Annotated in this window: 12 protein-coding genes; 9 read left to right on the forward strand and 3 right to left on the reverse strand. The window is 70.2% G+C overall.

Annotation, left to right across the window (positions count from 1 at the left end):
* Positions 1-16: 16 nt before the first annotated feature.
* Positions 17-199 carry a lysine biosynthesis protein LysW gene (locus tag ACIBH4_RS14305; protein WP_350945183.1) on the reverse strand — a complete coding sequence of 61 codons (183 nt, stop codon included), beginning with the start codon at positions 197-199 and terminating at the stop codon, positions 17-19.
* A gap of 303 nt (positions 200-502) precedes the next feature.
* On the opposite strand from ACIBH4_RS14305, the gene ACIBH4_RS14310 reads away from it, so the two are divergent.
* The 6 genes from ACIBH4_RS14310 to ACIBH4_RS14335 all read left to right on the forward strand — a co-directional run bounded on the left by ACIBH4_RS14310 (position 503) and on the right by ACIBH4_RS14335 (position 7561).
* Positions 503-1441 carry a family 3 encapsulin nanocompartment shell protein gene (locus ACIBH4_RS14310; RefSeq protein WP_362763739.1) on the forward strand — a complete coding sequence of 313 codons (939 nt, stop codon included), beginning with the start codon at positions 503-505 and terminating at the stop codon, positions 1439-1441.
* Positions 1434-2354, forward strand: a complete 921-nt coding sequence (locus tag ACIBH4_RS14315; protein WP_362763742.1) for a sulfotransferase — start codon at positions 1434-1436, stop codon at positions 2352-2354. The genes ACIBH4_RS14310 and ACIBH4_RS14315 overlap by 8 nt, the downstream gene beginning before the upstream one ends.
* A 24-nt stretch (positions 2355-2378) precedes the next feature.
* Complete coding sequence (locus tag ACIBH4_RS14320; protein WP_362512443.1) at positions 2379-3149, forward strand: SDR family oxidoreductase; 771 nt, start codon at positions 2379-2381, stop codon at positions 3147-3149.
* Positions 3150-3318: 169 nt separating this feature from the next.
* Complete coding sequence (locus tag ACIBH4_RS14325; protein ID WP_362763744.1) at positions 3319-5394, forward strand: M20/M25/M40 family metallo-hydrolase; 2076 nt, start codon at positions 3319-3321, stop codon at positions 5392-5394.
* Positions 5391-6323: a sulfate adenylyltransferase subunit CysD gene (gene cysD / locus ACIBH4_RS14330; RefSeq protein ID WP_362512437.1), complete on the forward strand. Its 933-nt coding sequence runs from the start codon at positions 5391-5393 to the stop codon at positions 6321-6323. The genes ACIBH4_RS14325 and cysD overlap by 4 nt, the downstream gene beginning before the upstream one ends.
* Entirely contained in the window at positions 6323-7561 is a 1239-nt protein-coding gene (locus tag ACIBH4_RS14335) for a GTP-binding protein (protein WP_362512434.1), read from the forward strand. Before cysD ends, ACIBH4_RS14335 begins: the two co-directional genes overlap by 1 nt.
* A 239-nt stretch (positions 7562-7800) precedes the next feature.
* Here the strand turns inward: ACIBH4_RS14335 and ACIBH4_RS14340 are convergent, their stop codons facing one another.
* Together ACIBH4_RS14340 and ACIBH4_RS14345 are read right to left on the reverse strand one after the other, a co-directional pair.
* A complete protein-coding gene (locus tag ACIBH4_RS14340; protein ID WP_362512431.1) occupies positions 7801-8676 on the reverse strand; it encodes a LysR substrate-binding domain-containing protein in 876 nt (291 codons plus the stop codon).
* Between the two features lie 102 nt (positions 8677-8778).
* On the reverse strand, positions 8779-8910 hold the full coding sequence (locus tag ACIBH4_RS14345; protein ID WP_362763747.1) for a hypothetical protein: 132 nt from the start codon (positions 8908-8910) through the stop codon (positions 8779-8781).
* 186 nt (positions 8911-9096) lie between these two features.
* On the opposite strand from ACIBH4_RS14345, the gene ACIBH4_RS14350 reads away from it, so the two are divergent.
* Genes ACIBH4_RS14350 through ACIBH4_RS14360 form a run of 3 tightly spaced genes read left to right on the forward strand, consistent with a single transcriptional unit; the run spans position 9097 to position 13220 of the window.
* Positions 9097-9375, forward strand: coding sequence for a hypothetical protein (locus ACIBH4_RS14350; RefSeq protein ID WP_362763748.1), 279 nt, complete (start codon positions 9097-9099; stop codon positions 9373-9375).
* Positions 9372-11654, forward strand: coding sequence for a TOMM precursor leader peptide-binding protein (locus ACIBH4_RS14355; RefSeq protein ID WP_362512424.1), 2283 nt, complete (start codon positions 9372-9374; stop codon positions 11652-11654). The genes ACIBH4_RS14350 and ACIBH4_RS14355 overlap by 4 nt, the downstream gene beginning before the upstream one ends.
* A 36-nt stretch (positions 11655-11690) precedes the next feature.
* Entirely contained in the window at positions 11691-13220 is a 1530-nt protein-coding gene (locus ACIBH4_RS14360; RefSeq protein ID WP_362512421.1) for a SagB family peptide dehydrogenase, read from the forward strand.
* The last annotated feature ends 147 nt before the right edge of the window (positions 13221-13367 follow it).

Genomic DNA, 13367 nt, shown 5'->3' on the forward strand with positions numbered 1-13367 from the left:
GGCACAGCTCCCTGTGTCACTCGCCCCAGTCTTCTTCGACGTCCGGTGCGAGCATGAGCGTCGGCGGCTGGACGGAGGCGATCTCCAGCTCGCTCCGGCAGTCCAGACACTCGACGATCTCGCTCACCCGGGCGTCCCCGTCGATCGGCACCTCGGCCGAGCACTCGGGGCACTCCGGACCGTTCAGAACTTTCTGCATGGGCTCATCCCTGTCGGTTGATGTGACTTATTTGTCGCATAAACCGTAACCCGATTCCGCATAAAACATCTAATAAGTGGTTTTGTTCGGAATGAATGTGGCCGCTTATAGGCCGATCTCATAACTATCGGGCTATTACCTCATAAGCATCGCTTCTTGGCTAGGGGCCGAAAATATCTGCACCAGATGATTAAGCTCGCTAGTGATGATTATTTCCGGCTTTTTCGTCATCGCCGGCACACCAGGCGAACGTCCGGAGCACCGACGCAGGGCGTCTCCGGAACAGCTCCAGAAGGAGGGGTAATGCGAGGAATCGCAGAAAGTCCTGCCGTCAACGGCAACGGTGCCCACCCGGCTCCATCCGATCTTGAATTCGATCTCGGAACCGTGGCGCGCACCCCCGGTGAGGAGTTCGCGGCGGCCGTGGGCGAGGCCCGCGACCGTGCCGACACCGACGAGCGCGGGGACCTGGTGGTGTCCTTCGGCACCCACCTGCCCGCGTCGTTCCCGCTCTTCGCCTCCCGTCCCCGCTATCCGGTACGCCACCTGCTGAAGACCGCGCCCGTGGCCGGCGACCCGGCGCCCTACGTTCACGAGCCCCCTCGGGGATCGGTGAGCGAGTCGGGTGTCTCCTACGCCGCCACCCCCGAGGCGGCCTTCGCGCCGAGGCTGGAGGAGGCGCGGCTCACCGACCTCACCGTCTCCGTTCCGCTCCCCGAGGGAATCCTCGACAAGCCGGCCCTGCTCGCCCCGTACGTCGACTACCGCGTGCTCGTCCGGCTGTCGGTGGCGGAGAACGAGGCGCTGCTGCACGGCACCGGCGACGGCGCGATCACCGGGCTGCTCCGGCTGCCGGGCACCCGCCACCGCGAGACCGACCTCGCCCTTGAGGAGGCGGTCACCCAGACCGCCGCCGAGGTGGAGGAGACCGGAGGCTCGTGCGACGGCATCGTCGCCCACCCCGCCGTCTACTGGGAGATGGTGCGGACGGGCATGCTCGCCCGCCTCGCCGTCGCCGGGATCACGGTGTCGAGGACACGCATGATCCCGAAGGACACCCTGCTCATGGGAGACTTCCGCGCCGCGTTCACCCTGCTGCTGCCGGGCGTCTCCTCCATCACGCTGCGCCGCGGCGCCGGGAGCGACGGCACCGACCTCGTCGAGGCGAGCAGCCGCGTCGGCCTCGCCGTGCACCTGCCGCAGCACCTGATCACGCTGTCGTGGGGTGGTCGCCGTGGGTGACCCGCGGATCCTGTACATCACCGGGTGGATGCGCAGCGGCAGCACCCTGCTCGGCAACGTCCTCGGCGAGCTTCCCGGCGTCCTGCACGCCGGCGAGCTGCACTACCTGTGGCGCAACGGCGTGCTCAACGCCGGGACGAACTCCACCTGCGGCTGCGGCAGGGACCTCACCGCGTGCGACGTCTGGTCCCCGGTCCTCGGGGACGGTGATGTGGCGGGGATCGGCGCCGCGCGCCGGATGACGCTCCTGCAGCGCTCCCTGCTGCGCACCCGCCACACCCGCGACCGCCTCGCCGAGGCGAGGGGTAAAACGAGGACGGCGCCCGGGGTCGAGGAGGCGCTCGGACGCACCGCCTCCATCTACCGGACGCTGGCCGAGCGAGGCGGCGAGCGCCTGATCGTGGACGGCTCGAAGTATCCCGCCGAGGCCGCCGCGCTGCTGGGACGTACGGACCTGGACGTCCGGGTGCTGCACATGGTGCGCGACCCCCGCGCGACGGCCTTCTCCTACAAGAACGCCAAGGACTACATCGACCCGATGAGCCCCGCCCGCAGCAGCGGGTACTGGAGCGCGTTCAACACCGCCTCCGAGCTCGTCGGAGCGGTCGCCCCCGACCGGTACCTGAGGGTCGTGCACGAGGACCTCTGCGCCCGGCCGCGAGAGGTCCTGGCGCGGGTCATGCGGTTCGCCGGGCTGACGGGAGAGCCGCCGGTCGACGAGACCGGCCTGGTCTCGCTCGGGGAGAACCACACGGTGACCGGCAACCCCGACCGGCTGTCCAAGGGCGACACGGTGATCCGTTCCGACGAGCGCTGGCGCACCAGGCTGTCCGCGCGGGAGATCGCCGCCGCGACCGCGCCCGCCTTGCCACTGCTCACCCGCTACGGGTACCCGATCCTGCCGACCAGGTAGGCACGAGAATTAGGGAGCCATCTCATGGACCTTCGACTTAAAGGGCGCGTGGCACTGGTGGCGGCTTCGAGCAGCGGGCTCGGGCTGGCCGTCGCCAAGGCCCTCGCGGCGGAGGGAGCGAACGTCTCGATCTGCGGTCGTGACCCCGCGAGGCTCGCCCTCGCCCACGTCGAGGTCAACGCGATGGGAACGGGCGAGGTGCTCAGCACTCCCGTGGACCTGTGCGACGAGCGGGCCGCAGCCGAATGGGTGCGGCGGACCGCGGACACGTTCGGCGGCCTCGACGTCGTGGTGACCAACACCGGCGGGGTCCCGTTCGGACCCGTCGACAGCTTCCAGGTCGCCGACTACCGCGCGGCGATCGACGGGAACCTCCTGCCGCACGTGAGCATCACCCTCGCGGCGCTGCCCTTCGTCAAGAGGGGCGGCTGGGGGCGCATGCTGATGATCGCCTCCGAGTCCGTGCGCCAGCCCCACCCCGAGAGCGGGTTGTCGTCGGTGGCCCGGCTGGGCCTGCTCGGCTACATGAAGGGCCTGGTGCACGCGCTCGGCGCGAACGGGGTCACGGTCAACATCCTCGCCCCGGGTTTCCACCGCACCCCCATCCTCGACGAGCAGTTCGGCGCGGACGTGGAGACGGAGATCGCCCGCGTCGCCGAGCGGATCCCCCTCGGCAGGATCGGGAACGTGGCGGATTTCGGCGCGCTGGCCGCCATGCTCGCCAGCGACCAGGCCTCGTACGTCACGGGCACGGTTTTCGTGGCCGACGGAGGCAACACCCGCGGCATCGGCTGAAGGCGCCGACCGAACGCCGACAGAACACGTCGACGGAACACGCCGGCGGAAGGCATCGCCAGAAGACGTCGGCCGGAGGCGCCGACCGAAGAGCCGGCCGAAGGCATCGGACGGAAGCACCGGTCGAAGACATCGGCTGAAGGGCCGGAAAGCTGAGGAGGAGCGAAAGATGTCCGTACTCGGACACGTCGCCAGCACGCGCAAGGCGGCACTCTACGTAGTCAAGATAGGGAGCGCGAGTCTCGGCCACGACGCGCTCTTCGACGAGGTGGCCCTGCTGCGCCGCCGTGGCGCCCGCGTGCTCCTCGTCGCGGGCGGCGCGGCCGGCATCGCGCGGCACTACGCCGACATCGGCCGTCCCGTCAGGACGCTGAGCCTGCGGGGCGACAGCGAGGTGCGCTACTGCCCTCCCGAGGAGATGCCGCACATCGTGGACGCGTACGAGCGGGTGACGCTGCCGCGCGTGCGCGACGCGCTCACCGCGCGCGGACTCACCGTCTTCACCTCGGTCGCGCGGGACGGGGCGCTGGTGAGCGCCCTGGCCAACCGGCCGCTGCGGGCCGTGGTGGACGGCAGGACGACGGTGGTCCGCGACCACCGGGCGGGCACCGTGACCGAAGTGGCCGCGGACCGCGTCCAGGCGCTGCTCGACGCGTTCGACGTGGTGTGCCTCTCGCCGCCCGTCGCCGACGGCGCGGGCGGTTCCGCGCTCAACGTCGACGCCGACGTCCTCGCCGCCGAGCTGGCCAACGCCCTCGACGCCGACCACCTGCGCCTCGTCACCGGCACGCCCGGCCTGCTCAGCGATCCCGAGGACCGGGCGAGCCGCCTCGTCGACGTGGTACGCGGCGAGGGGGAGCGGTTCGCGCGCGGCAGGATGCGGCAGAAGGTACGCGCGGCGGAGATCGCCCTCGACGGGAGCGCCGACGTCGCGATAACCGGGCCGCACACCCTGTCACCCGCGTCGGGGACGCGCTTCTGGCGCGTCCGGCCACCCGCGCCCGACCTGTCGCTCCTGTCCCGAGCCGTGGAGATCTCCTCGGTGTCGGCCGACGAGCGGGAGCTCGCCGAGTATCTGGTGGAGTGGTGCGCCGAGCGCGGCGTCCACGCGGAGATCGACGCGGCCGGCAACCTCGTGGCCACCCGCGGCTCGGGCGACCGGCGGCTGCTCATGCTCGGGCACCTCGACACCGTGCCGCACCGCTGGCCGGTGCGCTGGGACGGGCTCACGATCAGCGGCAGGGGCTGCGTCGACGCCAAGGCGAGCCTCGTCGCCTACCTGGAGACACTCGCGGAGATGGACGTGCCGAGCTGGGCGCAGGTGCGCGTCATCGGCGCGGTCGAGGAGGAGGTCACCTCGGCGGGGGCCTTCCACGCCAGGGACCACTACCCGGCGGACGCGGTGATCGTGGGCGAGCCCAGCGGCGAGAAGGCCCTCACCATCGGCTACTACGGCCTGCTCAAGGTGCGGCTGCGGGTCGGCCACAGCGTCGGGCACACCGCGGGGCAGGGGGTCACCACCGCCGCCGACCGGATGGTGGACGTGCTGAGCCGGCTCCGCGACGAGATCGGCGCGGCCGACCCCCAGGCGCTGGTGGCCGTGCTCGGCATCCACGCGAGGAACGGCGGGGACGTCCAGGTGGGCGAGGCCGTCATCGACGTGCGGGTCCCCCCGGCCCTGGATCTGGAACACCTCGTCGATCTCGTCCACCGGGTCGCGGGGCCGGTCGCCGTGGAGGTGCTCCGCGCCACGCCCGGAGTGATCACCTCCCGTACCAGCCCGCTCGTGAAGGCGTTCTCACGCGCCTTCAGGGAGGAGGGCGTGGCCCCGAGGTTCCTCGCGAAGAAGGGGAGCAGCGACATGAACACCCTCGCCACCACCTGGCGGGGAGTGCCCATGGTCGCCTACGGCGCGGGGGACGCCGCGCTCGACCACACACCGGACGAGCACCTCGACGCCGAGGAGTTCCGGCGGTCCAGGACCGTGCTGGCCAGGGCGGTCGCGAACTGGGTGGCGGAGGGCCGCCCGCGGGCCACGCCGCCCGCCGAAGGAACCGCGGACGTCTGGGCCGTAGGAAGCCCAGGAAGCGCCGAGGGCGTCAACGGCGCCCGGCTCGCCGAAGGCGCCGAGATCGCGAACGGAGCCGGGACCTTCGAGGGCGTCGAAGCCGGCCTCGCAGTCGCCGCAGTCGCCGCAGTCGCCGCGTCCGTCGCGTCCGTCGCAGGAGAAAGGACATCACGATGACAACGATCGCCGTCGACGAGACCGTCGGCCACACCTACCAGCTGTCCCACCTGGCCGCGCTGGAGTCGGAGGCCGCCCACATCTTCAGGGAGACGGCCGGGGAGTTCGACCGGCCGGTCATCCTCTTCTCCGGGGGCAAGGACTCCATTGTCATGCTCCACCTGGCGCGCAAGGCGTTCGCCCCCGCGCCGGTGCCGTTCCCCCTGCTGCACGTCGACACCGGCCACAACTTTCCCGAGGTCATCGCCTACCGGGACCGCGTCGTCGCCGAGTACGGGCTGCGGCTGAAGGTCGCCTCGGTCCAGGACTACATCGACCGGGGTGAGCTGGCCGAACGGCCCGACGGCTCACGCAACCCGCTGCAGACGGTGCCGCTGCTCGAAGCCATCGAGAAGAACCGCTTCGACGCGGTCTTCGGCGGCGGGCGGCGGGACGAGGAGAAGGCCCGCGCCAAGGAGCGGGTGTTCTCGCTGCGCGACGACTTCGGCGGCTGGGACCCGCGACGGCAGCGGCCCGAGCTGTGGAACCTCTACAACGGCCGCCACACGCCCGGCGAGCACGTCCGCGTCTTCCCGCTGTCGAACTGGACCGAGCTGGACGTGTGGCAGTACATCCTCTCCGAGGGCATCGAGCTGCCGCCGATCTACTTCGCGCACGAGCGCGAGGTCTTCTCGCGCCGGGGCATGTGGCTCGCCCCCGGCGCGTGGGGCGGCCCGAGGAGGGACGAACGCCTGGAGCGGCGTCTCGTGCGGTACCGCACGGTCGGTGACATGTCGTGCACGGGCGCCGTCGACTCCGGCGCCGCCACCCTGGAAGAGGTCATCGAGGAGATCCGCTCCTCACGGCTGACCGAGCGAGGGGCCACCCGCGCCGACGACAAGCTGAGCGAGGCCGCCATGGAGGACCGCAAACGGGAGGGGTACTTCTGATGACCACCACACTGCTTCGCTTCGCCACCGCCGGATCCGTGGACGACGGGAAGTCCACCCTCGTGGGCCGGCTGCTGTACGACTCCAAGTCGATCCTCGCCGACCAGCTGGAGGCGGTGGAGAGCGCCTCGCGCAAGCAGGGGCGGGAGACCGCCGACCTCGCCCTGCTCACGGACGGCCTGCGCGCCGAGCGCGAGCAGGGAATCACGATCGACGTCGCGTACCGCTACTTCGCCACCGCGCGCAGGCGCTTCATCCTCGCCGACACGCCGGGACACGTGCAGTACACCCGCAACATGGTCACCGGCGCCTCGACCGCGGAGCTGGTGCTCATCGTCGTCGACGCCCGCAACGGCGTCGCCTCGCAGACCAGGCGGCACGCCGCCGTCGCCGGGCTCCTGCGGGTGCCCCACGTCGTGCTGGCCGTGAACAAGATGGATCTCGTCGGCTGGGACGAGGAGGTGTTCGCGGCGATCGCCGAGGAGTTCACCCGGTACGCCTCCGGCCTCGGGATCGGCGAGGTGACCGCGATCCCGATCTCCGCGCTCACCGGCGACAACATCGTCACCCCCTCGCCGAACATGGACTGGCACACCGGACCCACGATCATGGAGCTCCTGGAGACCGTGCGGGTGGGCACCGACCCCTCCGGGACGCCCGCCCGGCTTCCGGTCCAGTACGTCATCCGGGCGAACGGCCGCCGTGCCTACGCCGGCCAGATCTCCAACGGCGTCCTGCGGGTCGGCGAGCGCGTCACGGTGCTCCCCGGCGGGCAGACGTCCACGGTGGAGGCGATCGACGTGCTCGGCGAGCCTGTCGCCACGGCGTGGGCGCCGCAGTCGGTCGCCGTGCGCCTCCGTGACGACATCGACGTCTCAAGGGGTTCCCTCATCGTGCCGGAGGACGCGGCGCCCGCCCTCACCTGGGAGCTTCGCGTGACCACCTGCCACCTCCACGAGCGCGCCCTGCGCGTCGGGGAACGGGTGCTGGTCAAGCACACCACCAGGACGGTCCAGGCGGTCGTCGAGGACATCGTGCCCTCCGCCGCGCTCGGGGACCTCACCTGTGCCCCGGGCGCGGACAGCCTCGCCGTGAACGAGATCGCGAGTGTCGTGCTGCGCACCACCGAGCCCCTCGCGGTCGATCCCTACGCGCACTCCCGTACGACGGGCTCCTGCCTGCTGATCGACCCGGCGGACGGGACCACCCGCGCGGCGGGGATCATCGAGGCTTCCTGAGAGGGGAGGTCCTCGCCCCGGGTGGAGGAGACGAGGAGGTCGACGAGGAGATGCCGCCGGGGTGAGGCCACCCGGCGCCATCGGGGTGATTCATCCGGCATCTTCAGGATGAGTCACCCGGTGGGAACCTTCGGGGACGGGGCCGGCCGGTTCGGTCGGCCAGGGGGCGGGAACGACCGGTTCGGTCGGCCGGGGTCAAGGCCGGCCGGTTCGGTGGGGGTGCCGGGGGTTCGGCCGCCTCACCCGGCGAAGGGGTAGTCGCGCAGTGACTGCTGGAAGGCCTTGCGGGCGATCGGGACGTACCCCGAGGACGCGGCGCCGGCGGACAGGGCCATGGTCACCGGTAGTGGGCCGGGCGGGGAGGGAAGGGTGAGCCTGGCCGCCTTGGGCAGGCCCCAGAGCTCGTCGCCGTTGGCGACGAGGCACGCCACGCCCAGGCCGGCCTTGGCGGCCGCGCGCAGCCCGACGAGCTCGGCGCCCTCGTAGCCGACACGCCACGGGACGGCCGACTCTTCGAGCGCGTCCACGATGCGGGCGCGGAGCGTGCACGGCTCGGTGAAGAGCGTGAGCGGGAGCGCGGCGCCCTCTCCGTGGGCCGGGCGCCCGAACCAGTCCATGCGCATGTGGCCGAGCTCCTGGCTGGTAGCGCCGCTCCTGTGCGGCTTTGTCTGCAGGAGCAGCGCGAGATCCAGCTGGCCGGTGCTCACCCGGCTCTCCAGGGATTCGCTCAACCCCGTCTGGACGCTGACCTGGGTGTGCGGCATGCCCTTGGTGAGCAGCCGCAGGATTTCGGGAAGCGCCTCCGCGAGCTGGTTGACGATCCCGATGGACAGCCGCATGTTTCCCGGAGGGGGGATGAAACGGCCCACCGCCTCGTCGTTGAGTGCGACGAGACGGCGGGCGTAGCCGAGGAGCTCCTCGCCCTGCGGGCTGAGCATCAGTTTCCTGCCGGTCGAGGTGAATATGGGGCCCTTGATGAGGCCACTGAGCTGGCGAATTTGCTGGCTGATGGCGGGCTGCGTTATGTGCAGGGCCTCGGCGGCCCTTCGGAAACCGCCGACATCGACTACGGTGACCAGCGCTCTCAGTCGATTTATTTGCAGGTCGTGGTACATTTTTCCTCTTAAGCTAACCTAGTAGGAAAGTGTCGAGCCATTTGGTTCGCATGACTCTTGAGTCAAGAGGTCGTTCGTTTTCCGGATATTCGCGGCCGTGCCCTAGTAGGGCAGGTAGACCCCGCTGGGAGTGCGGGTGTCGATGGTGTGGTGAGAGTCGGCCGCGCGCTTCTTTTTCTGCCGGGGGACCCGGATGAGTTTTTTCTGCGGCCGGCGGATTTGCTTCTGTTCCATGATCTCCTCCAGTCTCCTGGTCCGGGTGCGGTCAGCGTAGACCGGCGGGAGCGGGAAGTCCTACACACGGCGCCACGAGTGCGATGTGAGACTTTCACGTTCGTTTGGTGACGCGAAAACTGTTCTCCCGACCAGGCCGGGCGCACAATTCACTTATTCGAACTCACTCAGATCGAGGAGACCGCGATGGCGACCATGAACGCTTCCCTGGTTGACCGGGTGAAGGAGCAGGACCTGAGCTTCACCGAGTTCCTCATGAGGACCTGGACCGAGTCCGAGATCGTCGGCGGACACGCCGGTGACCTCGGAGGCACCGCGTTCGCGGGGTTCGGCGGCTTCCTCGGCGGCGAGGGGACGCCCGAGTCGCGTACGGGGATCGTGGAGCGCGCGCTCCTGGAAGACCTCGTCATCGAGGACCTCGACCACCCCGCTCCCGTCGTGGCCGCTTGGACCTACTGCGGATGAACAAGTTCACTGAGAACGGGGCGAACTCACCGCTGATCGGATTCAAGCGCCACCTGCGGGCGGTGACGGTTCCGGGGGAGGCGGTCTATCTCACCTCGGCGCGGGGGACGGTCGCCCTGTCCGGTGAGCAGATTCAGGCGCTCGCGCCGCTGCTGGACGGTAATCACAGCCTGGCCGAAGTGCGAAGGCGGGTGGCGCCCGGGATCCCGGCCGCGCAGCTCGGCCGGCTCCTCGGCAGGCTGGCGGAGGCGAATCTCGTCGGGCCTCGCCGCCCGGAGAGTTCATCGAGGGCCGATACCGCCGCCGAGGCGTACTGGGACCTCGGGCGGCTGGACGCGGATCGGGCCGCGTCGGGGCTGGCGGAGTCGTCGGTCAGGCTCGTCTCCCTGGGGGGAGTCGACACCGGGCCCACGGCCGAGGCGCTGAGGTCGATGGATGTCACCGTCGAGGAGGACGGTGACGGGTCCGCGGCCCTGTCCCTCGTGCTCTGCGACGACTATCTCGACCCTGAGCTTGCACGGTTCAACGAACGGAGACTGGCGGACGGGCGGCCCTGGCTGCTCGCCAAGCCGGTCGGTGCCGACCTGTGGATCGGCCCGATCTTCCGCCCGGAGGAGGGACCCTGCTGGTCCTGCCTGACCACGCGGCTGCGCGTGCACCGGCGCGGGGAGGCGCGGCTGCGGAGCACGTCGGAGACGGGTGCCGTCAGCCCGCCCGAGGCGTCGCTGTCCCTCACCCGCGCCCTCGGGGCACGGTTCGCGGCGCTGGAGGCGGTCAAGTGGCTGGCCGGATCGCGCGACGAGCACCAGGACACCGTGTGGACGCTGGACACCTTCTCACTGCAGGGGGTGCGGCACCCTGTGGAGAGGCGCCCGCAGTGCTCTTCCTGCGGAGACTCCGGGCTGGTCGCGGAACGCGTCGGCAGGCCCGTCGCCGTCGCGTCCAGGAGTAAGGCGGCCGTGGGCGGCAACGGGCATCGCGCGCTGGGGACCGAACAGGTCTGGGAACGCTACCGCCATCTGGCCGACCCCCTCACCGGGATCACGGACGTGATCCAGCGCGACCCGCGCAGCCCCTCCTTTCTGCACTGCTACCTTTCCGGGCCGAACCTCGCCCTCACCGACGACAGTCTCTCCGCGATGAGGGCCGGCCTGCGCCGGCAGAGCGGGGGCAAGGGGAGCACCGACCTTGAGGCGAGGGTGGGCGCGCTCTGCGAGGCGGTGGAGAGACACTGCGGATCGCGGCACGGGGACGAGCCGACGGTGCGCGGCAGCCTCCGCGGCCTGGGTGAGCGGGCCGTGCGCCCCGACGAGTGCCAGCACTTCCACCGGCGCCAGTTCGAGGACCGGCACCGCTGGAACGCCGAAAATACGGCCTTCCAGCACATCCCCGAGCCGTTCGACGACGAGGAGGTCGTCGACTGGACTCCGGTGTGGTCACTCACCGCGAGGCGGCAACGCCTGCTCCCCACCGACCTGCTCTACTTCGGCAGAGGCGGCCATCCTTCGGTGCGCGCGACCTCCAACGGGAACGCCGCGGGCTCCAGCGTCGAGGACGCGATCGTCCAGGGTTTCCTCGAACTGGTCGAGCGCGACGCGGTGGCCATCTGGTGGTACAACCGCACGCGCCAACCGGCCGTGGACCTCGACTCGCTCGGCGACCCGTGGATCGCCGACCTGCGTTCGCGCTACGAGGGCATCGGCAGGGAGTTCTGGGTCCTCGACGTCACCTCGGATCTGGGCATCCCCGTCATGGCGGCGATCTCGCGGCGCGTCGACAAGCCGGCCGAGGACGTCATGCTCGGGTTCGGTGCCCACTTCGACCCCCGGATCGCCGCGCGGCGCGCGCTGACCGAACTCGGGCAACTGCTTCCCGCCGTCGCCGGGGCGCGCGCCGACGGGACGGGATACGGTGAGACAGATCATCACATCCAGGACTGGTGGCTCAGGGCGACGACGGAGAACCAGCCCTATCTGCGTCCGTGCGGGGATCGGGGGCCGCGGGCGCTGAGTGATTACGCCTACATTCCCCGAGGTGACCTGCGGGAGGACGTCGAGCACATCGTCACACTGGCCGGGCGGGCGGGCCTGGAGGTTCTCGTCCTCGACCAGACGCGTCCCGACATCGGGATGCCGGTCGTCAAGGTCGTCGTCCCCGGTCTGCGGCATTTCTGGGCGAGGTTCGGCCCCGGGCGGTTGTACGACGTCCCCGTCCGGCTCGGACGTCTTGACAGGGCGACGGCGTACGAGGATCTCAACCCGATTCCCCTGTTCATGTAGTCATTCCCGTCCCAACACGGATCAGGAGTCAACAGGATGGTCGGCGACCAAGGCAATGATGCCGGTTCGCTCCAGATTTTTCCCCAGTGGTCGTTCCGGGAGGACGTCTACATCGAACCGGAGCCGCACAGCGGAAGCGTGGTGGTGCACAGCCGCTGGGAGGACGTGATCCTGCCGTCTCCGGGACCCAACGTGCTGGAGGCGATGCGCCGGATGAGCCTGGGGCCCATCTCGCTCGACAACGTCATCCGCGAGGAGGCCGAGCGGCGGGAGCTCGACGCGATCCTCGACGGTCTCCAGCACATGGTGGTGCGCTCCTTCGGCTTCGATCCCGAGCAGCCGACGATGTCGGTGATCCCGCTCACCCAGCGGGCGCGGTTCCGGCTGCCGGCGGTTCCCCCGCTCCACCCGATCCGCCTGTCGAGGTTCGCGCTGATCAGAACCGACGGCAACAACTACCACGTCGAGTCGCCGCTCTCGCTGCACCGCGTCATCCTGCACCGGCCCGACGCGATGTCCGGTGTCGGGTCGCTGATCCGCCCGGTCGCCCCCTCGGCGATCGGGCCGGAGTCCTGGCCCGTGGTCGCCTACCTGATGGCGGCGGGGATGGTGGTGCAGGCCGTGGAGGAGGACCCCTTCCAGCCGGTGGTGTTCGAGGAGGACGTCGATCCCGCCCTCGTCGCCTGGAGTCCCGTCGATCTCATGTTCCACACCCGTTCCACCCTCGGCAGGCACGATCACGACTTCGGGGCGACGTACCCGATGGGGGATCAGTGGAGCGTCGAGCCCGTCGTGAAGCCGGGGCCTCCGGAGGTTCCCGTCGGTGCGGAGCCGGCTCCCGTCGCGCTGCCCCGGCCGAAGTGGGGTGAGCTGCTCGCGGCGGATCCGCCGCTCACCGCGGTCGTCGAGGCGAGCAGGCACACCCGGCACTACGGTGAGCGGCAGCTGACGGCCGGCGAGCTGGGGGAGCTGCTGTACAGGACGGCACGGGTCCGCTCGCTGGTCGGCTCGCCCGACGAGTCCTCGACGACCGCGACGAGTGATCGCCCCTACCCGAGCAGCGGGAGCTCTTACGAGCTTGAGCTCTACGCCACGGTGGACAGGTGCGCCGACGTGCCTCGGGGCATCTACCACTACGACCCCCTGCGGCACCGGCTGGAGCCGATCGGGTTCGACCCGGCGGACGTGGACGAACTGCTGGAGACGGGCAAGGTGGCGGCGAACCTGGAGGCGACGCCGCCCGTCCTGATCACCATCACCGCGCGGTTCCGCAGGCTGTCGAGGAAGTACAACGGGATGAGCTACTCACTGGTGCTCAAGAACGTCGGCGCGCTGACGCAGACGCTCTCCCTGGTCTGCACGGCGATGGGACTGGCGGCGTGCAGGCTGGACAGCGGCGACATCGAGGTGACGGGGCGCGTCTTCGGCCTCGACTGGCGCGTCGAGTCGAGTGTCGGCGGGTTCGTCGTCGGCCACCGTCTCGTTCCCGAGCCGAGTCGCCTTTCCGGGCGATACGCGGCGAATGATGCCGAATGGGTTGTTCAGGCGAGGGCGACACTCTCATAATCCGGTAGTTCGCCTTTCCCGCCGTTTCACGGAGGGACGAGGGTGCGCACGGCGAGAGCCCGGTGAACACCGCCCTCTCGCCGGACGTGCTTGAATCATGCGGTACGGCGACAACGCATGGTTTTCCGCTGCCCGTTACCCGCTGAT

The organism is Streptosporangium sp. NPDC050284, from assembly GCF_044459525.1.
In the GTDB taxonomy this organism is placed as follows: Bacteria; Actinomycetota; Actinomycetes; order Streptosporangiales; family Streptosporangiaceae; genus Streptosporangium.

Excerpts from the sequence above, each read along its gene's own strand:
- ACIBH4_RS14305 (WP_350945183.1), bottom strand. The coding sequence starts at position 199 with ATGCAGAAAGTTCTGAACGGTCCGGAGTGCCCCGAGTGCTCGGCCGAG.
- ACIBH4_RS14310 (WP_362763739.1), top strand. The coding sequence starts at position 503 with ATGCGAGGAATCGCAGAAAGTCCTGCCGTCAACGGCAACGGTGCCCAC.
- ACIBH4_RS14320 (WP_362512443.1), top strand. The coding sequence starts at position 2,379 with ATGGACCTTCGACTTAAAGGGCGCGTGGCACTGGTGGCGGCTTCGAGC.
- ACIBH4_RS14325 (WP_362763744.1), top strand. The coding sequence starts at position 3,319 with ATGTCCGTACTCGGACACGTCGCCAGCACGCGCAAGGCGGCACTCTAC.
- cysD (WP_362512437.1), top strand. The coding sequence starts at position 5,391 with ATGACAACGATCGCCGTCGACGAGACCGTCGGCCACACCTACCAGCTG.
- ACIBH4_RS14335 (WP_362512434.1), top strand. The coding sequence starts at position 6,323 with ATGACCACCACACTGCTTCGCTTCGCCACCGCCGGATCCGTGGACGAC.
- ACIBH4_RS14340 (WP_362512431.1), bottom strand. The coding sequence starts at position 8,676 with ATGTACCACGACCTGCAAATAAATCGACTGAGAGCGCTGGTCACCGTA.
- ACIBH4_RS14345 (WP_362763747.1), bottom strand. The coding sequence starts at position 8,910 with ATGGAACAGAAGCAAATCCGCCGGCCGCAGAAAAAACTCATCCGGGTC.
- ACIBH4_RS14350 (WP_362763748.1), top strand. The coding sequence starts at position 9,097 with ATGGCGACCATGAACGCTTCCCTGGTTGACCGGGTGAAGGAGCAGGAC.
- ACIBH4_RS14355 (WP_362512424.1), top strand. The coding sequence starts at position 9,372 with ATGAACAAGTTCACTGAGAACGGGGCGAACTCACCGCTGATCGGATTC.
- ACIBH4_RS14360 (WP_362512421.1), top strand. The coding sequence starts at position 11,691 with ATGGTCGGCGACCAAGGCAATGATGCCGGTTCGCTCCAGATTTTTCCC.